This is a genomic window from Shimia sp. (assembly GCF_049116215.1).
Taxonomy (GTDB): Bacteria; Pseudomonadota; Alphaproteobacteria; order Rhodobacterales; family Rhodobacteraceae; genus Shimia.
This window is the reverse complement of the sequence record NZ_JAGDZB010000001.1, coordinates 1131119-1152932: the sequence shown is the minus strand read 5'-3', so window position 1 is coordinate 1152932 and position 21814 is coordinate 1131119. Positions and strand designations below refer to the sequence as shown.

20 protein-coding genes are annotated in these 21814 nt (G+C 57.1%); 3 read left to right on the top strand and 17 right to left on the bottom strand.

The window, feature by feature from the left end; all coding sequences use genetic code 11:
• Positions 1–82: 82 nt before the first annotated feature.
• From JXR15_RS05440 to JXR15_RS05410, 7 genes are all read right to left on the bottom strand, one after another.
• Entirely contained in the window at positions 83–901 is an 819-nt protein-coding gene (locus JXR15_RS05440) for an ABC transporter ATP-binding protein (protein ID WP_299421140.1), read from the bottom strand.
• A 74-nt stretch (positions 902–975) separates the two neighbouring features.
• Positions 976–2259 carry an ABC transporter substrate-binding protein gene (locus JXR15_RS05435; RefSeq protein WP_422052200.1) on the bottom strand — a complete coding sequence of 428 codons (1284 nt, stop codon included), beginning with the start codon at positions 2257–2259 and terminating at the stop codon, positions 976–978.
• Positions 2260–2338: 79 nt separating this feature from the next.
• Positions 2339–3415: a branched-chain amino acid ABC transporter permease gene (locus tag JXR15_RS05430; protein ID WP_299421145.1), complete on the bottom strand. Its 1077-nt coding sequence runs from the start codon at positions 3413–3415 to the stop codon at positions 2339–2341.
• Entirely contained in the window at positions 3415–3672 is a 258-nt protein-coding gene (locus JXR15_RS05425; RefSeq protein ID WP_422052199.1) for a hypothetical protein, read from the bottom strand. The genes JXR15_RS05430 and JXR15_RS05425 overlap by 1 nt, the downstream gene beginning before the upstream one ends.
• Positions 3673–3676: 4 nt before the next feature.
• A complete protein-coding gene (locus JXR15_RS05420; RefSeq protein ID WP_299421150.1) occupies positions 3677–4705 on the bottom strand; it encodes a branched-chain amino acid ABC transporter permease in 1029 nt (342 codons plus the stop codon).
• Between the two features lie 41 nt (positions 4706–4746).
• Complete coding sequence (locus tag JXR15_RS05415; protein WP_299421153.1) at positions 4747–5568, bottom strand: ABC transporter ATP-binding protein; 822 nt, start codon at positions 5566–5568, stop codon at positions 4747–4749.
• Positions 5565–7721, bottom strand: coding sequence for an AMP-binding protein (locus JXR15_RS05410; protein ID WP_422052198.1), 2157 nt, complete (start codon positions 7719–7721; stop codon positions 5565–5567). Before JXR15_RS05410 ends, JXR15_RS05415 begins: the two co-directional genes overlap by 4 nt.
• A gap of 198 nt (positions 7722–7919) precedes the next feature.
• Here JXR15_RS05410 and JXR15_RS05405 point away from each other — a divergent pair, with 198 nt between their 5' ends.
• Both JXR15_RS05405 and JXR15_RS05400 read left to right on the top strand, forming a co-directional pair.
• Complete coding sequence (locus JXR15_RS05405; protein ID WP_422052197.1) at positions 7920–9830, top strand: PAS-domain containing protein; 1911 nt, start codon at positions 7920–7922, stop codon at positions 9828–9830.
• An 8-nt stretch (positions 9831–9838) separates the two neighbouring features.
• Entirely contained in the window at positions 9839–10543 is a 705-nt protein-coding gene (locus JXR15_RS05400; protein WP_422052196.1) for a response regulator transcription factor, read from the top strand.
• A gap of 371 nt (positions 10544–10914) precedes the next feature.
• Here JXR15_RS05400 and JXR15_RS05395 read toward each other — a convergent pair whose 3' ends face one another.
• From JXR15_RS05395 to JXR15_RS05350, 10 genes are all read right to left on the bottom strand, one after another.
• Complete coding sequence (locus tag JXR15_RS05395) at positions 10915–11307, bottom strand: VOC family protein (protein ID WP_422052195.1); 393 nt, start codon at positions 11305–11307, stop codon at positions 10915–10917.
• Positions 11304–11612 carry an ArsR/SmtB family transcription factor gene (locus JXR15_RS05390; RefSeq protein ID WP_422052194.1) on the bottom strand — a complete coding sequence of 103 codons (309 nt, stop codon included), beginning with the start codon at positions 11610–11612 and terminating at the stop codon, positions 11304–11306. The genes JXR15_RS05395 and JXR15_RS05390 overlap by 4 nt, the downstream gene beginning before the upstream one ends.
• Before the next feature lie 194 nt (positions 11613–11806).
• On the bottom strand, positions 11807–12961 hold the full coding sequence (locus JXR15_RS05385; RefSeq protein ID WP_422052193.1) for an ABC transporter substrate-binding protein: 1155 nt from the start codon (positions 12959–12961) through the stop codon (positions 11807–11809).
• 47 nt (positions 12962–13008) lie between these two features.
• Entirely contained in the window at positions 13009–14901 is a 1893-nt protein-coding gene (locus tag JXR15_RS05380) for an AMP-dependent synthetase/ligase (protein WP_422052192.1), read from the bottom strand.
• A 13-nt stretch (positions 14902–14914) separates the two neighbouring features.
• A complete protein-coding gene (locus JXR15_RS05375; RefSeq protein ID WP_422052191.1) occupies positions 14915–15688 on the bottom strand; it encodes an ABC transporter ATP-binding protein in 774 nt (257 codons plus the stop codon).
• On the bottom strand, positions 15688–16458 hold the full coding sequence (locus JXR15_RS05370) for an ABC transporter ATP-binding protein (RefSeq protein WP_422052190.1): 771 nt from the start codon (positions 16456–16458) through the stop codon (positions 15688–15690). The genes JXR15_RS05375 and JXR15_RS05370 overlap by 1 nt, the downstream gene beginning before the upstream one ends.
• Positions 16455–17540, bottom strand: coding sequence for a branched-chain amino acid ABC transporter permease (locus JXR15_RS05365; RefSeq protein ID WP_422052189.1), 1086 nt, complete (start codon positions 17538–17540; stop codon positions 16455–16457). The genes JXR15_RS05370 and JXR15_RS05365 overlap by 4 nt, the downstream gene beginning before the upstream one ends.
• A 3-nt stretch (positions 17541–17543) precedes the next feature.
• Complete coding sequence (locus JXR15_RS05360) at positions 17544–18419, bottom strand: branched-chain amino acid ABC transporter permease (protein ID WP_422052188.1); 876 nt, start codon at positions 18417–18419, stop codon at positions 17544–17546.
• A 158-nt stretch (positions 18420–18577) separates the two neighbouring features.
• Positions 18578–19687 carry an acyl-CoA dehydrogenase family protein gene (locus JXR15_RS05355; RefSeq protein ID WP_422052187.1) on the bottom strand — a complete coding sequence of 370 codons (1110 nt, stop codon included), beginning with the start codon at positions 19685–19687 and terminating at the stop codon, positions 18578–18580.
• Positions 19688–19693: 6 nt separating this feature from the next.
• The gene (locus tag JXR15_RS05350; protein WP_422052186.1) at positions 19694–20872 is read right to left on the bottom strand and encodes an acyl-CoA dehydrogenase family protein; all 1179 of its coding nucleotides are present in this window, start codon (positions 20870–20872) and stop codon (positions 19694–19696) included.
• A 141-nt stretch (positions 20873–21013) separates the two neighbouring features.
• Here JXR15_RS05350 and JXR15_RS05345 point away from each other — a divergent pair, with 141 nt between their 5' ends.
• Entirely contained in the window at positions 21014–21634 is a 621-nt protein-coding gene (locus JXR15_RS05345; protein WP_422052185.1) for a TetR/AcrR family transcriptional regulator, read from the top strand.
• Positions 21635–21814: the final 180 nt, after the last annotated feature.

Genomic DNA, 21814 nt, shown 5'->3' with positions numbered 1-21814 from the left:
TTTTGGGGGCGCGGTGGGGTATTTTGCCCGATACGTTTGGGCGGGTGGCACGCAGAGAAGCGCGCCGACGGTCAGCTGCGCCTTAGCTCAGCCAACGCTTACGACGGCGATAGGAGCGCACATCACGGAAGGATTTCCGTCCGTCATCGCTCATGCCGAGGTAGAATTCTTTTACATCCGGGTTTTCGCGCAGCTCATCTGCGGGGCCATCCATCACCACGCGGCCGCTTTCCAGAATATAGCCGTAATGCGCAAAGCGCAGGGCGACGTTGGTGTTCTGCTCCGCAAGCAGGAAGGTGTTGCCTTCTTTCTCGTTCAGATCTTTCACGATGTTGAAGATCTCTTCGACCAGCTGCGGCGCCAGCCCCATGGAGGGTTCATCGAGCAGAATGCATTCCGGCTTACTCATCAGCGCGCGGCCAATCGCAACCATCTGTTGCTCACCACCGGAGGTGTAGCCCGCCTGAGATTTGCGACGTTCTTTGAGACGCGGGAAATAGTTGTAGACCATTTCGAGGTCAGCAGCGACGTCGCCACCGCTGCGGGTATAGGCCCCGGTCAGCAGGTTTTCCTCAACGGTCAGGTGTTCAAAACAGTGACGGCCTTCCATCACCTGGATCACGCCCTTTTTCACCAGCGACGCCGGGTCCAATTCAGCAATGGGCTCGCCACGATAGGTGATGGAGCCTTTGGTCACCTCGCCGCGCTCAGAGTGCAGCAGGTTGGAGATGGCCTTCAGCGTGGTGGTTTTGCCAGCGCCGTTGCCGCCCAGCAAGGCGGTGATACCGCCTTTGGGAACCGCAAGGCTCACGCCTTTGAGCACGAGGATCACGTGGTTGTAGATCACCTCGATGTTGTTGACCTCCAAAAGGGTCTCTTGGGTGCGACCAGCGTCAAGCATGTGCGTTGTCTTTCATCTCACGTTCTAGGGTGTCCCGGCCGGTGCGCCCGGCCGAGACAAGGATTCAAACAGGCTTACTTACAGCCCATTTCAATGTTGTTTTCAGAAGCATAGGCGTTAGAATCTTCCGCGATCAGCGCGCCAATCACTTCCTGGTCGGTTTCCGCAAACTCAGAGATCAGGGACCAAGTCTGGCTGTCCGCATCCCACTGGGTCACACCAACGAGGCCTGGGCCACCGTGGTTTTCACAGGACACGTCAAAGGAAGGACCAAAGTTTGGCATACCCAGCGCAGTCATCTTTTCTTCGGTGATGGACAGAGCTTCCATACCATCGCGCATCTGGCCGGCGTTGATGTCGGCTACACCGTGGATTTCCTGAGCAGTTTTGGCCGCTTCGGCTGCGAGCATCGCTGCGTACATACCACGGTTATAGAGAACGTTGCCGATCTGATCGCCTGCGCCCGCTGCTTTGCCGGTATCCACAACATGTTTCTGGATGTCGTCAAAGATTGGGAAGTCGCGGCCCACATTGTGGAAGGTCAGCGCTTTGTAGCCGTTGGCTTTGGCGCCTGCGGACAGAACGTCATGTTCCGCACCGGACCACCAGATGCCAATGAAGTTTTCCATTGGGAAGCGGATGTTGGCGGCTTCCTGAATGGCAACCTGGTTCATCACGCCCCAGCCCCACATCAGAACGGTGTCTGGCTTTTCACGACGGATCTGCAGCCACTGGGACTTCTGCTCCTGACCAGGGTGGTCAACAGGCATAAGGCTCAGTTCAAAACCGTGCTTCTTCTGCAGCTCTTCGAGCGTGCGGATTGGCTCTTTGCCGTAAGCAGAGTTGTGATAGACCAGCGCAATTTTGTGGCCTTTCAGGTCGCCGCCGTTTTCAGCCAGCAGGTAGTTCACCGCACCGGATGCACCGTTCCAGTATGTGCCTGGGTAGTTGAAGGTGTGGCTGAACACTTTGCCGTTTGCAGCAGAGGTACGACCGTAGCCCATGGTGTGCATCGGGATGTTGTCAGCCGTGGTTTTTGGGATCAGCTGATAGGTGATGCCGGTGGACAGCGGTTGATACACCAGCGCGCCTTCGCCCTTGGTGGATTCGTAGCATTCCACACCTTTTTCGGTGTTGTAGCCAGTTTCACATTCCAGCAGGCGGGTTGGTACGCCGCCGATGCCGCCATCACGCTCGTTGAGCAAGGTGAAATAATCGGCATAGCCGTCTGCAAACGGGATGCCGCCTGCTGCGTAAGGACCGGTGCGGTAGCTCAGAGATGGGAACACAAGGTCCGCCATTGCTGGGGCTGCTGTCATCACGGCCGCTACGGCCATCGTTGCAAATTTAGTTTTCATCGGGGTTTTCCTCCCATGGTTAGTCCGATGTTGATTGCCGGGGCCTCCCCGCCCCGGAATGGTTGGTTCTGGCCCCGCCTTAGTGCGGGAAGGGCCACAACCGCAGTTTCTGTTTCGCCACGCGCCACAGTTGGGCAAGGCCATGTGGTTCCAGAATAAGGAACATGATGATCAGGCCGCCAACAATCACAAGCTGCAAATGTGCCACGATGTCAGTAGGCCAGCCCAGCATGTCCACGCCGACCACTTTCAGCACCACCGGCAACAGCACCAGGAAGGCTGCGCCTGCAAAAGAACCGAAGATGGAGCCCAGACCACCAATGATGATCATGAAGAGCACGAGGAATGATTTGGTGATACCAAAGGCCTCGCCAACTTCTACCGCGCCAAGATAGAGCGCAAAGAACAGCGCGCCGGAGATGCCAACAAAAAAGCCCGATACCGCAAAGGCGGAGATTTTGGCTTTCAGCGGGTTCACACCAATGATTTCGGCGGCGATGTCCATGTCGCGAATGGCCATCCATTTCCGACCCGCCATGCCGCGTGTCAGGTTGCGTGCGATGAGAGCGCTGAGCACAAGGAACACAAGGCAGAACAGGTATGTTGCCCAGGATTCAGTGTTTGGACCGGTGACCGGAATGCCAAAAACCATGCGCTCTGGCGCGTTGATCTGACCGGAGGCGGAGTAGTTGTAGAACCACGGCACCCGGTTGAAGAGCCACACCAGGAAGAATTGCGCCGCCAGTGTTGCCACCGCGAGGTAGAAGCCTTTGATGCGCAAGCTCGGCAGGCCAAAGAGTACGCAAACCAGCCCTGTGATGCCGCCAGACAGGATCACGTGGAAGAAGATGTTCACTTCTGGGAAAGAGGTCATCAGCTTGTAGCACGCATAGGCGCCCACAGCCATAAACCCGCCGGTGCCGAGCGACACCTGACCACAATAGCCCACAAGAATGTTCAGGCCGATGGCCGCAATCGAGTAGATCAGGAATGGCAGCAGAATGGCATTGGCCCAGTAATCGTTGATCACAAAAGGGATCACCAGAAAGGCCACAACCAGTGCAAGGTAGTATCCCACCCGGTCGATCTTGATCGGGAACGTCTGGTTGTCCGCCGAGTAAGTCTTTTTGAAATCGCCAGCTTCACGATAGAACATCAGGCGGTCTCCTCGTTGTATTCTTTTTCAAGGTGGGACCGGTCCGCCCGGTTCCGAGGTTTTGCATAGCCGGAGGTTTCCGCATCGCGGACCAGCCGGAAGAAAGTCCAGGTGCCAAACAGACCACCAAACGCTGCCACCAGGGCGGCCGTGGTCAACTCTTCCGGGCGAGACACATCACCGGTGAAGGCGAGATATCCGAAGACCCAGAAGCCGGACCAGGCGATGACGTTTAAGAGAGCAATCAGCTTGGACATGTGATCAGACCCGCTCGATGATCTTTTCGCCAAACAGGCCTTGGGGCCGGAAGACGAGGAAGACGAGGGCAAGCACATAGGCAAACCAGTTCTCGGTTGCGCCACCAAGGTTGATCACGCCGCCAAAACACTGACCGATGCCAAAGCAATATTCGAACATCTTCTCACCCACACCGATGATCAGACCACCCACAATGGCGCCCGGGATCGAGGTAAAGCCACCCAGCATAAGAACCGGCAGGGCTTTCAGCGCGATCAGGGACAGCGAGAACTGCACACCCGACTTGGCGCCCCACATGATGCCTGCGACCAGCGCCACAAAACCTGCCAGAGACCAGACCAGAACCCAGATGAAGTTCAGGGAGATGCCCACAGACAGCGCCGCTTGGTGATCATCCGCCACAGCGCGCATGGCGCGACCTTGTTTGGTGTATTGGCTGAACGCCACCAGCGCGATCACCAGCACAATAGCAACCAAGGTTGCGGTGATGTCGAGGTTGTCGATGAAGAAGCCCACGCCCCAGGCGTTATAAGCCGCATCATCAATCGCCAGGTTCATGCCCTGTGGCAGGCACAGCTCGCCCGGCAGGCAGAAGGTCAGCGTTTTGATCTCCGAGTTCCACATAAGGTCAGCAAACCCTTCGAGGAAATACGCCAGACCAATGGTGGCCATGAAGAGAATGATTGGCTCTTGGCCCACCAGATGGCGGAACACAAAGCGTTGCACCGCCCAGGCCAGCAGGATCATCACACCCACGGTGAGGATCAACGCAAAGGCCGAGGAAATGTTCCACCCGAAGGTGTGCACATGAGTGCCAAAGATCGCGTTGATCAGGTGGGCAAACGGCACCTGGCCGTTCTGAATGCCCACAAGGGTCATCGCGGCAAACAGCGCCATTACACCCTGGGCAAAGTTGAAGATGCCAGAGGCTTTGTAGATCAGCACGAAGCCCAGCGCCACGAGCGCATAAAGCACCCCGGACATGAGGCCGTTGGTGAAGACCTCCATCGCAAATACGAGTTGTTCAGGCATCGCTCACGCCTCCGATTTTAGCTTTCAGATCAAAGAGGGGCTTAGTCATGTGCCACCCCCAGATAGGCGTCGATGACGTCTTGGTTGTTGCGCACTTCGTCTGGGGTGCCGTCGCCGATCTTTTTGCCGTAGTCCATCACCACAACCCGATCAGAGAGGTCCATCACCACCCCCATGTCGTGCTCAATCAGCGCGATGGTGGTGCCAAACTCGTCGTTCATGTCGAGGATAAAGCGGGACATGTCCTCTTTTTCCTCAACGTTCATGCCCGCCATGGGTTCATCCAGCAGCAAAATGGAAGGCTCCGCCGCCAAGGCGCGCGCAAGTTCCACGCGTTTCTTCAAGCCATATGGCAGACGGCCAACCGGGGTTTTGCGGATCGCTTGGATCTCGAGGAAGTCGATGATTCTCTCAACTTTCTCGCGGTTCTCAACCTCTTCGCGTTCCGCTTTGCCTTTCCAGATGGCTTGCTCAAACATGTTGGCTTTCATCTGGCGCAAGCGGCCGGTCATGACGTTGTCCAAAACAGTCATGCCTTCAAACAGCGCGATGTTCTGGAAGGTCCGGGCGATGCCCTGTTCCGCCACCTGATACGGCTTCATCGGCGGACGCTTGGCGCCTTTGTACCAAACTTCACCTTCTTGCGGCACGTAGAAGCCGGAGATCACGTTCAGCATCGAAGACTTACCGGCGCCGTTGGGGCCAATGATCGCGCGGATCTCGCCTTCGCGGATGTCAAAGCTGATGTCGGTGATCGCTTTCACGCCGCCGAACCGCAGCGTGATGTTTTTCATTTCCATCACAGTGGGGCCAATGGTGCGGCCGTCTTCTGTGACGTAGCTGTCGTTGCTCATGTCATTCATTCCGCTGCTATCTTGCTGGCCGTTGGCGCAACTGTGGCGTCGCGCAGCTCAAGCGTTGCACTGATCGAGCCTTTGCGGCCGTCCTCATAGGTCACTTCGGTGTTGGTGGAGACGCTGGTGGAGCCATCATAAAGCCCATCCACCAAGTCCTTGAACTTGTCCGCCACAATCACACGGCGCACCTTGCGGGTCCGGGTCATTTCGCCATCATCCGCATCCAGCTCTTTGTGCAGAACCAGGAAACGGTGGATCTGACAGCCTGCCAACATCGGGTCGTCTGCAACGGACCGGTTGACCGCCTCCACGTGCCCTTGAATGCTGTCGAGCACCTTCGGGTGTCCAGCCAGTTCCTGATAGGAGGCATAGGCGATGTTGTTGCGTTCCGCCCAGTTGCCCACCGCCGTCAGGTCGATGTTGATAAAGGCGACACAGCGGTCCTTGCCATTGCCAAACAGCACAGCTTCCAAGATGTCCGGATAGAACTTCAGCTTGTTCTCAACATACTTCGGCGCAAACATGGAGCCATCGGCCATTTTACCAACATCTTTGGCACGGTCGATGATGCGCAGGTGGCCGCTTTTCTCCTCAAAGAAGCCCGCGTCACCGGTGGCCACCCAGCCTTCCGCATCTTTGGTCGAGGCCGTGCTTTCCGGGTTGTTGTAATATTCCACAAAGGTGCCCGGGCTGCGGTAGAAGATCTCACCATTGTCGGCAATTTTGATTTCCACGTCGGGACTTGGCACACCCACGGTGTCCGCGCGCACTTCGCCATCCGGCTGCGCCGTGATGAAGACGGTGGCTTCGGTCTGACCGTAGAGCTGCTTCAGGTTGATGCCCAAAGAACGATAGAATTCAAAGATTTCCGGGCCAATCGCTTCACCAGCGGTGTAGCCCACACGCACTCTGCCAAAACCAAGCGTGTCTTTTAACGGACCGTACACCAGCACGTTGCCCATGCGATACTTGAAGTAGTCGCGCAGGTTGCCGCGATAGAGGTTCAGCAGGATTGGATCTTTGGCTTTAAAATGTTCACGTGCCTTGCTGCCGTATCGCAGCTTGGTGAAGGCCATGCGCACGCCATTCTCCAGCAATGTTTCCATCGCAAAACCAACACCCATTGCATAGCGGAAGGCATTTTTAACGCGGCGCTTCATGTCTGGCTTGGCCAAGCTGCGCTTGGGCATGCCGTATTTTTCGCCGGTGGTTTTCGCGAAGTCCATGAAGTGATGGAACAGCGCGTATTTCAGATCACCGCTGTCTTCCATGCGGATCATCACATTGGTCAGCGAGGTTTCAAAAATCCGTGGTGGCGCGAAGTAGTAGGTTGGACCAATTTCGCGCAGATCGGTCATCATGGTTTCGGCCGATTCCGGGCAGTTCACGCAGAACCCACACCAGTAGGCTTGACCCACAGAAAAGATAAAATCGCCAACCCAAGCCATCGGCAGGTAAGACAGAATTTCTTCGTCCCCTGTCAGGCTGTCGAACTCGGAAGAGTTCTTGGCGCTTTCGATCACATTGCGATTGGAGAGCACCACACCTTTGGGTTTGCCGGTGGTACCGGAGGTGTAGAGCATGACGCAGGTGCTGTCATAGTCCAGCTTCTCACGGCGGGATTTCAGTTCACCAATCAGCTCGTCATGGGCGGCACGGCCTTGGGCCTGAATGTGGCTGAACTCATGCAGCTGGCGGTGGTCATACTTCCGCAACCCGCGTGGGTCGATGTAGACCATGTGCTCAAAGGTGTGCAGCTTGTCCTGGATCTCGATGATCTTATCGACCTGCTCCTGATCCTCAACAATGGCGTATTTCGCGCCACAGTGACCCAGGATGTATTCCATCTCTTCAGCAGCACTGTCGTTATAGACCGGCACCGGCACCGCACCCACGGATTGGGCGGCAACCATCGACCAATAGAAATACGGGCGGTTGCGCCCGATAATGGCGACAAAGTCACCTTCTTTTACACCCAGATTGATCAGACCAAGCGCCAGCGCTTCGATCTCTTTCTCGGTCATTGCCCAAGTCCAGGTCTGCCAGATCCCGAACTCTTTCTCCCGGTATGCATCTTTGTCTGCAAACTGGGCGGCGTTCCGCTGCAACAGCGCCGGAATGGACGCAAGTCCCCCGGTCGCCTGTGACGACTGTGCCAAATTCTCTTCCTCCCTTAAGCCCGCCGAAACGGGCCAAAATCGCGCAAGCGATTCTCCACCTCTAGTGGTGCGTGTTTCACCTTGTTGGTCAACTTTTTCTTAAAGTTTTCCCAATCCTTACGAATTGTAACAAGCTGCATTTCGCCCTTTCCGCACCCCCAAATTGGGTGTTAGCGATAGTGTAGAAGGAGAGCCAAGATGGAGCGAGCCGCAGCCACCCAGGCCATGACCGTTGCCGGTCTGAACCTGATCAAACAGGCGATGTCGATTTACGACAGCGATCTGAAACTGGTGGTGGCCAATGCCCGCTTTCGCGAGATGTTTTCCATCCCGCGCGTGCTGAGCCAACCGGGCGCTCCGTTCTCAGAAACCATCCGTTTTCTCATCGAGAACGGCGAATATGGCGATATTCGCGATGAAGACAAAGAAGCCTTCATCAAAGAACGCGTCGACCGTGCCCTAAATTTTGAAGCGCACTACTTTGAGCGCAAACGGGCAGACGGCCGATGGGTGTCTGTGGAAGGGTCGCCCCTGCCAGAAGGCGGATGGGTGGCGGTCTATACGGATATCACCTCCACCAAACGACAGGAGGCCTTGCTGCGGTCTCGGTCAGAAGAGCTTTCGGACCAATTGTTGCAATATGCCGAGGAGCTCTCCGCCACCAACCGCGAGTTGGAAGCCACGGTGCAGACTCTAGAGGAGGTGAAGCGCCAGCTGATGGACAGCGAGGCGCGGATGCGTTTGACGGCGGAGATGATGCCAGCACATATCGCCCACGTTGGGCCGGACCGGCTTTATACTTACTCCAACCGCCGTCTAAGCGCGGTGATCCCTGGGCGTCCATCTGACATTGTGGGTATGCACGCCAGCGAAGCCTTGGGCGAAAACGCCTACAGTCACATCAAGCCGCATATGGACAAGGCGTTCAGAGGGGAACCGTCGGTGTTTGAGTTCAACGAACACCCCAGCACACGGCGCATTCGCGCGGCGTTTACACCAGATGACAACGAAGGCGCCGCACGAGGCGTTTACGTGTTGTCGATGGACGTGACCGAAGAAACCCAGGCCCGCGTCGCCTTACAGCAAACCCGCCGGCGCGAGATTGCGGCACAAATGACCAGCGGTCTGGCACATGATTTTTCCAACCTGCTGACGATCATCTTAGGCACACAAAGCCGGCTGCAGAAAATGGACCTGCCAGAAGACGCCAGCTCCCTGATCGAAGCCACCTTGGGCGCGGCGCGACGAGGAGGCACCCTGCTGGACAACCTCGCCAATGTGACCGGCCCCCGGGTGCCTAAGCTGGCCCCAACCGACATGACCGCCTTCCTGTCCGAATTGGAAACGCTTGCACAGCCGACAGTTGGGGAAGAGGTCGCACTGATCATAGAAAACAGTATTCCCGAAGGCGCGGTGTTGCTGGACCCGGCGATGTTACACGACTCGCTGGTGAACCTGTTGTTGAACGCGGCCCATGCCTGTGGCCAGGGTGGCACTATCTTGTTGATCGCCGAGCTGATGCAGAACACCTGGGTGCAGTTCACCGTGCGTGATACCGGGCCGGGGTTCTCCGACACCGCGCTGGAACATGCGCTGGATCCGTTCTTTACCACCAAAGGTGCGGATGGCTCCGGTCTTGGACTGGCGATGGTCTACGACATGACCAAGCTGGTGGGCGGCGACATCAAAGTGGCCAACACCGAAACCGGAGGTCAGGTGGTGCTGCGCCTGCCGCTGCGCCGGGCAGTGCAGGATTCCACACCGGGCCTGGCGTTGCTGGTCGAGGACAACCCTGATTTGCGCGGGCTGATCCGTGATATGCTGACTGACATGAAGCACACGGTGATCGAGGCCGCCAGCGTGGACGAGGCCCGCGTGTTACTTGATCAGCTGCCGGACATCACGCTGGTGCTGTCCGATATCTCTCTGGAAGGCGATGCCACTGGCGTGGATCTGATCCGTGAGCTGGGGCGCGACCGTGTGCCAACCTATCTGATGACCAGCTTGCCCCAGAGCCACGACCTCTATATCGAAGGCGCCGCACGCGCGCCGGTATTGCCTAAGCCCTTTACCGCCGCGCAGCTTGACCAATTCTTACATCCGAAGTGAGCCCCGCCATGACCGCCCCGCTTGTCACCATCCTGGACGATGAACCGGAAATCCGCATGATTTTGGCGGACGCGTTGGAAGACGCGGGCTTTCGCACCATGGCGTTTTCCCGCGCCACCGAGTTTGAAGCCGCCCTCAAATCGACCACCCCGGATGTCTGTCTGGTAGACCTCGGCCTGCCGGATAAAGACGGGCTGTCGCTGGTGCACCGGCTGGCGCTGGAACTGGGCGCGGCGGTGATCATCATCTCTGGCCGGGCGCAAGTCCAGGACCGGATCACCGGGCTGGAGCTCGGCGCGGATGACTACATCATCAAACCGTTTGACCCCACTGAGGTGGTAGCGCGGGTGCGTGCACGACTGCGCAAAGAGAAACCCGCCGCGCCGGTCGCAGCCAACACCGCTGTCTTCAACGGCTGGACCGCTTATTTTGACCGCTATGTGCTGGTCGATGACACCGGTGCCGAAACCACCTTCAGCCATGCGGAAGGCGAAGTGCTGCGTCTTTTTCTCGACAGCCCCAAACGCTTGATCAGCCGAGCGCAGATGCAGGAATCCTTAGGCGGGGCCGCTGGTGAGAGCTTTGATCGAGCCATGGATGTACGGATTTCACGTCTGCGCACCAAGCTCAAGGAAGACCCCAAAAACCCACGTCTTATCAAAACCATCTACGGCGCGGGCTATATCTTTCTGGGCGACGTGACCTGGCAGTAGCCCGCTGTATTTACACAGCCATTACAAAATCGACACAATATGTAGCCAAATGCCGCAAAATAAGGTATGTCTGGGTTAGGTGGTCGCCAGAGCGCCCAGGTTGAATCCTCCTTCCAGCCTGTGCGGCGCGGGCACATCCACTCACGGAAGGGCCGCGGACTTTTTAGGGACAGGCGCGCGGTCTTTATGGGGACTGTGCAAGAACAAGTTCACTCCCGCCTTCCCCGCAGACCAGACCATCGGCTGCGGGGAATTTTTCTGGGCGAGAAGAAAGGCGTTGTTGGGAAAGTCGGCTATGAGCCCTTCCTCCAAATTTCTGCGGATTGGCCGAACGGCAGCTTGCGCACCGTCTGGAGAATTTTTGTGACCGTTTATGCGTCTTTCATCTGGATCAACTGGATCAGGTTGCCGCAGGTGTCATCAAAAACAGCCATGTGAACAGCTCCAGCGTCCATCGGCTCGATGGTGAACTCCACGCCTCGGCTGGTCAGCTTCCTCCATTCAGCATCAAGGTCTTGCACTTGAAACGAATGAGCGGCGATACCATCGGCAACGATGGCCTCCCTAAATGGGATCGTCGCTGGGTGGTCGCTTGGTTCAAGCAGCAACTCTGTTCCCTCTGGGTCTTCTTCAGAAACAACCGTCAGCCAACGATTGGCGCCCAATGGAATGTTGTGCTTGATCTTGAAGTCGAGCACTTCAGTATAGAATTTTTCGGCTTTGTCTTGGTCATCAACAAAGACACTCGTGACGTAGATTTTCATGCCTTGGTTCCTTTCGGTTTGTATTTCGTGAGCCATGATGCCGCTGCGATATCGTCTTCACTGACGCTCAAAGAATGCGCCTTTGTGCGCCCCTTCCACTCGATCTCAATCAATCCCGCCTTCTCTAAGACAGCGAGATGTTGGGAGACCGTTTGTCGGGATAATGCAATTCCATCCTCAGCTACAGAAGCCGCACACACCTCGAACAATGATTGAGCTGGCCTTTTGCTCAAATGGTGGATGATGCGACGACGGGTGCTGTCTGAAAGTGCCTTGAAAATTAGGTCAAGCTGGTCATCTGTCATGACCCTCAATATGCAGTAATAGTACTACATGTAAAGTGCAGTAATATTACTGCATAAACGGCGTATTGCTAATGCGGACGCCAATGGCTGACAAACCTAAGGCGGCAAAGTCCACGCAGCCGACCTTTGCTTTCCGTGAAACAAAAAGGCTCCCGAAAATCTCCGGGAGCCTCTGTCTCATCCAAACAATCACCTTACTTCACAGCAACCGTTTTCCAGCCGCCGTTTTCCACCACGGAAATTACCACGTCATCCGCACCACGGTGATCGTCCGGGCCATAGGTGGTCTGTGAACCGGTCAACTCATCCATGTAGTCCAGCGTTTCCATGGCAGCGATGAAACCTTCGTGGGTCAGCTCAGGACCAGCGGCCTCCAAGGCGCGCACCAGCGTGTCCGCTGCGGAGTAGCCTAGCATGGCGAAACCGGACGCGGGCTGATCAAACTTGGCTTTGTAGTCGGCAATGAACTTACCTGGCACTGGATCCGCCGCGCGTGCGTAAAGATCCTGCCAGCCAGAGGCCGCATACAAACCATCGGTCACACCACCCGGCACCATCGCCACCGGCTCCAGGAAGCCTGCGGAGGTGTTGAGGAATTTCACGTCTGTCCAGCCCAGCTTCTTAGCGGTGCCAACAACCGTGATGCCCTGACGCACGCCCAGCGCCATGGTGATCACATCACACCCGGCGGCTTTGTGTTTGCCAAGAGAGCCGACAAAATCCAACTCGTCCGGCTTGTGTGTGGTTTCGCTGGCCATGGTCAGACCCATGCTTTCCGCAACATCCACAGTTGATTCAGCAATCTCTTTGCCAAAGTCGGATGGGATATACATGGTGCAGAGCTCTTTGGCGTCAAACTCCTCTGCAAGGTATTTCGCGCCCACTTGCACCTGATCGTAGTAGCTTGAGAAGCCAATGAATTTATTGTCCATCGGCTCCTGCAACATCTGCCGCGCCGCCGACAATGGGCCGACGTTTGGAATACCCTTCGGATCAAGCAGTTTGAAGCCCGCCACGTTCATCGGCGTGCCGAGAGACAGCAGCATGGCAAAGGCTTTGTCGCGGTTCAGAAGCTTGTTGTAGCCCTGCATTGCGCGCGGGATCTGGTAACCGTTGTCCTCCACAACAAACCGGATTTGACGCCCGTGCACGCCACCGGCGGCATTCACCTCATCAAAGCGCATGTTGGCGCCGTTGACCGCCGGAACCCCCACCGCGGCAAAGATGCCGGACAGATCGTTTACGGACCCAATCACCACCTCGCCGTCGCTCACGCCTTGCGTGTCCGCAGCGACCTGACTTGCCAGCGCCGTCGCGCCAACTGCCAGTACAGTCGTCAGTTTTTTCATAGTTTCCTCCCGTTTAAAGTGTGGTCTGGGGCCACATGAAATAGATGTTAGTACATTTCCTCTATGAGTCCCGCGTGTTTCTTCTCCACAAAGCTGCGCTTGAGTTTCATGGTTGCGGTTAATTCTTCATCCTCCGCCGTCAGCAAGACGTTGATCAGCCGGAAATCCTTGATCTGTTCCACGCGGGCGAACTCTTTGTTCACGTCGTCCACCTCACCCTTGATGAGGTCCACCACGTCTTGGGCGGCACAGAGCGAGGCAAAATCCGAGAACGGCACTTTGCGGTCCTGGGCGTATTTTTCCACGTTCTCTTGATCGATCATAATCAGGCAGGTCAGGTATTTGCGCGCGTCGCCAATCACCACCGCATCGGAGATGTAGTGGCTAAACTTCAGACGGCTTTCGATCTCCGCTGGGGTGATATTCTTGCCGCCAGCGGTGATAATGATGTCCTTGAGACGCCCGGTGATGGTGACAAAGCCGTCCTCATCCAGCTTGCCCACATCCCCCGTGCGCAGCCAGCCGTCATCGGTGAAGGTCTCCGCCGTTTTCTCGTTGTTGCGCCAGTAACCTTGGAAGTTGTTCAGCCCGTAGGTTTGAATTTCGCCATCCTCGGCAATGCGCACCTGAAACCCAGGTACGGCTTTGCCCACACTGCCCAGCTTGTTGTCATCGGGTACATTGATCGAGGCCAGACCGGCGTTTTCGGTCATGCCGTAACCTTCCAAAAGCTGCACGCCAATCGCCCAATACCAGCGGATCAGCTCCGGGCTGATCGGGGCTGCGCCGGTGCCGCCCCGGCGCATTTTGTCCATTCCCAACATCCGCCGCAGATTGCGCAAGACCAGAAAGTCCCAGATCGCGTAGTTGAGCTGCACGCCACTTGGCACCGGCTTACGGTCTAGCAAATAGCCAGCGCGTTTTAATCCCGCTTTGATGGCCATGTTGAAACACAACCGCCCAATGGGCGTGGCCTCCTGCGCCAGCACCAGCACGCGGGAATAGATCTTCTCCCACACTCGCGGCACGGCAGTGAAATGCGCTGGCGAGACTTCCTGCAGGTTGTCAAAAACCGTCTCTGGGCTTTCGGCAAAATTCACCGTGGATTTGCCCGCAATCGGGAAATAGGCGCTCACGTTGCGCTCCAGAATGTGGCACAGCGGCAAGAAACAGAGCTGCTCATCCTTGTCCAATGTCGGCAGTGCATGGGCGCCGGACACGCAGGCGGCAATCACGTTTTCCTGTGACAGCATCGCACCTTTGGGCATGCCGGTGGTGCCAGAAGTATAGATTAACAGGCCCGTGTCCTCGGGCTTGGCCTTCTTGATTTCTTCTTCAAAGACCCCGCGGTTTTCCGCCTCATAGGCACGCCCGGTTTCATAAAGGTCGTCCAGAAACACACATTTGTCGTGGCGCAGATCATGCAGACCGTCTTGGTCCAAGATGATGACCTTCACCACATGGCTGGCTTGGTCCTCGATCTCCAGAAATTTGTCGAGCTGCTCGTCATTTTCCACAAACAGAAAGCGGCTGCCGCTGTCACGTAAAAGGTACTCAAGCTGGCTGGCGCTGTCGGTGGTGTAAACACCCGAGGCGATCCCGCCGACGCATTGGATACCCATGTCGGCATACAGCCATTCCTTGCGATCCTCGGACAGGATCGAAACCACCTCGCCGCGCTCTAGCCCCAAGGCGCGCAGGCCAAGGCCAATCCACTTGGCATGATTCCAGTAGTCGGTCCACGAATAGGCCTGCCAGATGCCGAGGTCTTTTTCACGATGGGCGGTGCGGTCGCGCAGCTGTTCACAGCGTTTTTGAAACAGGCTCACCACCGTGTCGCAGCCATCCACTAGCGCGGGTTTCTGCCCCGGCGTGGCCGACACAATCACACCGTTGATTTCGATCTGTTCGGGCACGTTGGGTGTATTTTGAACGTTCATGTCTGTCCCTCCCTCAGCGCCATGTCTTCTTGCGTTTCCAGCGCCGTTCACCACGTGCGCCGTCTTCTTGATGACCAAGATAGAAGGCTTTGATGTCTTCGCTCTCCATCAGGCGCTCAGCGGTGTCGTCCATCACAATGCGGCCGACCTCCATCACATAGCCCACATCCGCCAGCTCCAGCGCGACTTTGGCGTTTTGCTCCACCAGCATCATGGTGACGCCTTCATCTTTGTTCAGGCGTTTGAGGATGGCAAAAATCTCCTGCACCAAAAGCGGTGACAGGCCCAAAGATGGCTCATCCAGCAGCATGATCTTGGGCCGCAGCATCAAACCGCGTCCAATGGCGAGCATCTGTTGCTGCCCCCCAGACAGCGTCCCCGCCTCTTGATGGCGGCGTTCGGCCAGAATGGGAAAGTAGTCAAAAACCATCTGCCGATCTTTTTCGATCTCCACCTTGTCGCTACGCGTGTAGGCCCCAAGAGAGAGGTTTTCATCTACCGTCAAAAGCGGGAAGACTTCACGGCCCTCAGGCACATGTACAATACCTTGGCCGACAACCTTGTGCGGCTCCATGCCTTGGATTTCGCGGCCCTCAAACACCACTTGGCCTTTTTCAGGATCCATAATGCCGGAGATGGTCTTAAGAAGCGTCGACTTGCCCGCGCCATTGGCGCCCAGCACGGTCACCACCTGACCCTTTCCCACCTTCAACGACACGCCACGGATCGCCATGATCGGGCCGTAAAAGCTCTCGATGTTCTTGATATCAAGCACTGTTTCGCCCATCACGCTGCCCCCGCGCCCAGATAGGCCTCAATCACCGCAGGATCAGATTGCACCTGCTGCGGCGTACCTTCGGCCAGCTTGGCCCCATCGGCCAAGGCCAGCACACGGTCGGACACGCCGGAGACCAGCCCCATGTCGTGCTCTACCATCAAAACGGTGATACCCATCTGTTTACGGATGTCGTCAATCCACCAGCGCATGTCTTGGGTTTCCTCGACCGACAGACCAGAGGCGGGTTCATCCAGCAGCAAGAGCCGTGGACCAGAGGCCAACGCGCGGCCCAGTTCCACAACCTTGCGCACACCGTAGGGCAGCCCGGCGATCATCTTGTCGCGATAAGGTTGCAGGTCGAGGAAATCGATGACTTCTTCGACAGCCTCGCGATGACGCTTCTCTTCCTGCCGCACCTTGGGTGTGAACAGCATCTCCTGCACCAGATTGGTCTTGCGATGCCGGTGCCGTCCTACCAGCAGGTTTTGCAACACCGTGGCATGGTCAAACAGCTCGATGTTCTGGAATGTGCGCGCAATTCCAAGATCAGCCACCGAATCCGCGTTGCGGTCCAAGAGGTTGTGACCGTCAAAGGAGATTGATCCGGCGTAGGGATTGTAAAACCGCGAGATCAGGTTGAAGACCGTGGATTTGCCCGCACCGTTGGGGCCAACAATCGCATAGACCTCGCCTTCATCCACGCTAAAGGTCAGATCGTTCACTGCGACAACGCCGCCAAATTTAAGCGTCGCGTTGTTGATTTCCAGCAAAGTGCTCATCTCAAACGCTCCGTCTTCAGGTAACTCTTCTGACGCTTGAACATGTCTTTGCGCGCAAACGGGAAGAGCTCAAACCAGATGCGGATTTTCATCCAACGGCCGTAGATGCCCATTGGTTCAAACAGGATGAAGAGGATCAGGATCATGCCAAACACACCGGTTTCCAGCCCTGGAATGGCAACCGAGCCACCGCCGATCAGGTCCTTGGTCATCGACAGGAACTGCGGCAGGAAGGCCACGACCACCGCGCCAAAGAAGGCCCCGTGGATAGAGCCAAGCCCGCCGATCACGATCATCATCAAAAGCGTGATGGAGATCACAATGCTGAAGGTCTCGTTGTTGAACGCTCCGGCATAAAAGCCCATCAACGCGCCAGCAAGTCCGGTGATTGCGCAGGAAATGCCAAAGGCCGCCGCCTTTGTGCGCGCGATTTGTACGCCCATGGCTGTGGCGGAAACTTCACTGTCGCGCACGGCTGCCATGGCGCGGCCCAAGGGCGAGCGCAGCAGGTTGCGATAGGCCAGTGTGCAGAGGATCGTGACAGCCAACACCAGCCAGTAGAACCGATCCGGCGTCGTCCAGCGCTCGATCTCGATGCCAAAGATATTGATCATCGGGGCAAACTTGCCCGACACCCCATCGGTGATCGGCTCCATCAGCACGATGATGTCATCAGCCAAAATGGACAGCGCAATGGTCGCAATGGCGAGGTAGATGCCGTGCAGGCGGATCGCCGGGATGGCAATGATTGTCCCCACCACGCCGGTCAGGATGCCCGCCGCCGGAAAGGCGACCAGGAAGGGCCAGCCCTGCTCCATAAAGATGATGCAGGAGTAGCAGCCCAGCGCGAGGAAGGCCGCGTGGCCAAGGCTGGCTTGCCCGGTTTGTCCGGTCAGCAGCATCAGGCCGAGGCCCGCGATGGCCCAGATCAGCACGTTGGTGACTTCACCGAGGAAGAAGTCATCCATCAGCCACGGCAGGGCCACCGCGATCACAAAAAGCGTTGCGTAGACAAAGAAGCTCCACCAGTCAGGGAAAAGCCGGATGTCGTGGTCGTAAGAGGTTTTGAAATGTATCCGCATGGCTCAGACCTTCTTGATCCGGACCTGTGAAAACAGGCCGTGCGGGCGGAACACCAACACAAACAACAGGAGCGTGTAGGGCGCGATCTGGCTGTAGCCTGCTGGGAAATAGCGGGACGCAAAGGGTTCGATCACCCCGACAATCAACCCACCCATGAGCGCGCCTGGCAGAGACCCAAACCCGCCAATCACCGCAGCAGCGAATGCCTTGATGCCCAACAAACCCGCGTTGGGATCAATTGCGCCTTTTGAGGCAAATAGAATGCCCGCAACCGCGGCAACGGCGCCGGACAGCCCCCAGATCATGCCCTGTACCCGCTTCACCGGTATGCCCATGAAGTAGGCCGCCATCTGGTTCTGGGAGGCGGCCTGCATCGCAAGGCCCAGCTTGGTGCGCTGGAAGAACTGATACAGAAAGTAGGTGAGCAGCACGGTAACGACAATCACGGCAATATCAGCCATGCCTAACACCACACCGCCCACGTTGAAGTCACCAACCGCCAACGGGCTTTCCAATGTCTGTGGCTCATGGCTCCAGATCGCACCGGCAATGAAGCGAATGACAAAGCCCAATGCAATGGTCAGGATCACCACCGCCGTCTGGCTTTGTCCAAACAAATGGCGCAGCACAAAGAAGTCGAGCAGATAGCCCAGCACCGCCATGATGGCGATCGACAATGGCGCGGCAACCCAAAACGGCAGGCCCATATAGTGGGCGTTTGTCAGCCCCAAACAAATAAAGGCGCCAAGCATCATGAAATCGCCCTGGGCGAAATTCACCTGTTCGGTCGCCTTATAAATCAGCACAAAGCCCAGCGCGATCAAGCCATAAACACAGCCATTCGCAAGCCCACTGACGAGCAGTTGCACAACTTCCAATTTCACCTCCCGCGCCGGTTTTGACCAGCTTTTCCCTTGCTCAGTCTTCGGAGCGAACCCGTCTACGTCAAGTCTGCATTCTCCCGCTCAATCAAAGCTCCGTTACGTCACACACCCGCCAACATACGGCACCGTATGCTAAATCAACTCAATTGGCGTCAGATGCCGCGCTGCCGCAAAATCCACTCGGTGTGGTACCCCGCATCACCCAGAAATTCGGTCAATGCGCGGTCGCGTTTCATAAAAAGCCCCAGGTCCATTTCATCGGTCATGCCAATGCCGCCATGCATCTGCACGCCTTCTTCTGTGGCCTGCCGCCCAACCCGCGCCATCTTGGCTTTGGCCGCACGAGTCAGGGTTTCAACGTCTGCACCGTCTTCATCCAACGCGTTCAGCGCTGCTGCGATCAGCGAGGACACCTGCGCCAACTCACAATAGAGATCCGCCGCCCGGTGTTGCAGCGCCTGAAACTGTCCAATCAAAACCCCAAACTGTTTGCGAGTGCGCAGATAGTCGTAGGTCTGCTCTGCCGCCGCTTTGGCCACCCCTAGCTGTTCCGCCGCCGCAATCGCGCGGCCGGCGGCCAGCGTCTTCGCCAAAATCTGCTCTGCCGCAGCCCCCTGCGCAAAGATGTTCGCCTCAGCAATTGCCACGTCTTCAAAGATCACGGTGGCCGCGTTGCGATGGTCCAGCATCACCTGCGGCGCGCGCGTGACGCCATCCGCCATGGGATCGCACATCACCAAACACAGATCTTCGCCCCGCATGGCGGTCACAATCAAACGGTCTGCAATGCCGCCATCAACCACATAGGTTTTGCGGCCATTTAGCTTCAACGCACCAGACGCGCCTGAAACCGTCGTCGCAATCCGTTCCGGACGATGTTTGGCCACTTCATCCATCGCCAACGCAACCTTGGCGTCACCGGTGGCAATTTTAGGTGCCCAGTTTTGGACCATTTCGCCTCCAGCTGAAGCCAGCGCCGTGCCTGCCAAAACCGCCGAAGACACAAACGGATTGACCGTCAAATTACGCCCCAGCTCTTCGGCAATCAGTCCCGCTGCGCGGTAGCCAAGCCCAAGCCCGCCAAGCGCCTCTGGGATCATAATCCCCATCCAACCCATCTCTGCCAGCTCAGCTGTGAGGGCGGTATTGGCGTCATCGCCAGCCTCTCTCAGCGCGCGGAACGTGGCAATGCCATGCCTATCGCGCAGAAACCCCGCCGCGGAATCGGCAATCAGCTGCTGGTCTTCGCTCAAAAGTTCCATGCGCATTTACCCCGGCAATTTCAAAACGGCTTTGGACAGGATCGACAACATCACCTCAGAGGTGCCGCCTTCGATGGTATTGGCTTTGGAGCGAAGCCAATCTTTGGCCACCTGTCCCGCATCATTGGCCGCGCCTTCCCAAACCAGATCGTCACTGCCCCCAGCCGCCATACGCAAGCTTTGGCGGCGCTTATTCAACTCTGTCCCGAGGTATTTCAACTCCGCAGATCGCGCGCCCAATTCCTGTCCCGCGCGCATGTAGGTACCGGTCATATCCAGATGAGCGTCAAAGCAGATTTCATCGACCAAAAACCGCCCCAACTCGGCCCGCAGCATGGGATCATCCAACCGGCCAGTGTCATCCAAGCCAATCGCAGACATCGCATCCGCGGCGAGGTTCGACTTGGCAAAGAGCGCCGAGTCCGCCGCGCCAATCATTTCGCGCTCATGGGTCAGCAGGTATTTGGCAATGGTCCAGCCCTGCCCACGTGCGCCAACAATCTGGTCTTTGGGCACTTTCACGCCATCAAAGAAGGTCTCGCAAAACGGCGACGCACCGGAGATCAGCTTGATCGGTTTGGTCGAAACGCCTGCGCTTTCCATGTCAAACAACAGGAAAGAAATGCCGGTGTGCTTCTTCTCATCCGGCTCCGTGCGCACAAGGCAGAAAATCCAATCCGCCTTGTCGGCATAAGAGGTCCAAATCTTCTGCCCAGTGACCTCAAAATGCTCACCCATATCCACGCCTTTGGTCTGCAACCCCGCCAGATCGGAGCCTGCGCCGGGCTCCGAATAGCCCTGACACCAGCGGATTTCGCCGCGCGCAATTTGAGGCAAGAAGTGGCGCTTCTGTTCTTCAGTTCCAAACTGCAACAAGGCTGGCCCCAACATCCAGATGCCGAAGCTCTGTAAGGGCGGCCGCGCATTGATGCGCTGCATCTCCTCGGTCAAAACCTTTTGTTCATCGCCAGAAAGCCCGCCACCGCCGTAGGCTTTGGGCCAGGCTGGCACTGTCCACCCCTTGGCGGCCATGACCTCCAGCCACTGCTTTTGCGCTGGCGAGCGAAACACAAACTTGCGCCCGCCCCAACAGATGTCGTCTTCGCCCATCGGGGTGCGCATGTCCGCCGGGCAGTTGGCTTCAAGCCATGCGCGGGTCTCGCTGCGGAATGTTTCAAGGTCCATGCAATCTGCCCCTCCCAAGACACCAATCCTGCGGACTGGATGTTGCACCCGGCAGGCAAACATACTACTCAGTATGCTGTCAACGCAGCGCGTTCGCGCGACGTCACGTCACCGTTGGTGCACCATGAGGTACTTGCAGTCATGTCTAAGCCCCCAGAGCCCAAGTTGAGCACGTCAAAGGCGCAAATTCTGGATGCTGCAGCAGAGGTGTTTATGACACTTGGCGCGGAAGCGGCGTCGATTGACGATGTTGCCCGCCACCTCGGCGCCACCAAAGGGCGCATCTACCATCACTTCCCGTCCAAAGGCGCTTTGCTGGCCGAAGTGTGTTTGCGTGCGGCGGATTTTGTGCTGCAGAAAGTGCCACCGGTTGTCGCGGCAAACGCGTCCCCCGCCGACAATTTGCGCTGCATGATCCTGACCCATGTCCCTGAGGTTCTGCGCACCTTGCCGTATCACAAGGTGATCATTCAATCTTATGTCGGGGTGCAGCAAAAATCGACCACAGCCCATGAACGGGCGCTGTTTGCGCAGATCCAAGTGGAACGCAAATCTTACGAAGCCTTGTTTCGGCAGGTGCTGCAAACCGGTATGAACGACGGCAGCTTTCGACAGCAAAACATCTCCATTGCGTTGCAATCGGTGCTGCTGCTGATCAACGCCCCAGTGTTTTGGTACCGTCCACGAGACAATGAGCCAGACAGCTTCGTGATGGATCTCAGCGCGCAACTGGCGGATATGGCGCTGGCGTCACTGCGTTAGAAGGGGCCAGCCCCTCTTGGGCCAGGGGCCCAATTCACCCCGGGATATTTCCGGACAGTGAATGGCGCTCCGCTCAAGACGTAAGCATCGCGCAGTGTCGACCGGCGTGGCGAGCGGAGCGCTCCCAACTCACTTGCCATTCATTGTCCAAAAATATCCCCGCCGGAGGCGCCTATTGTC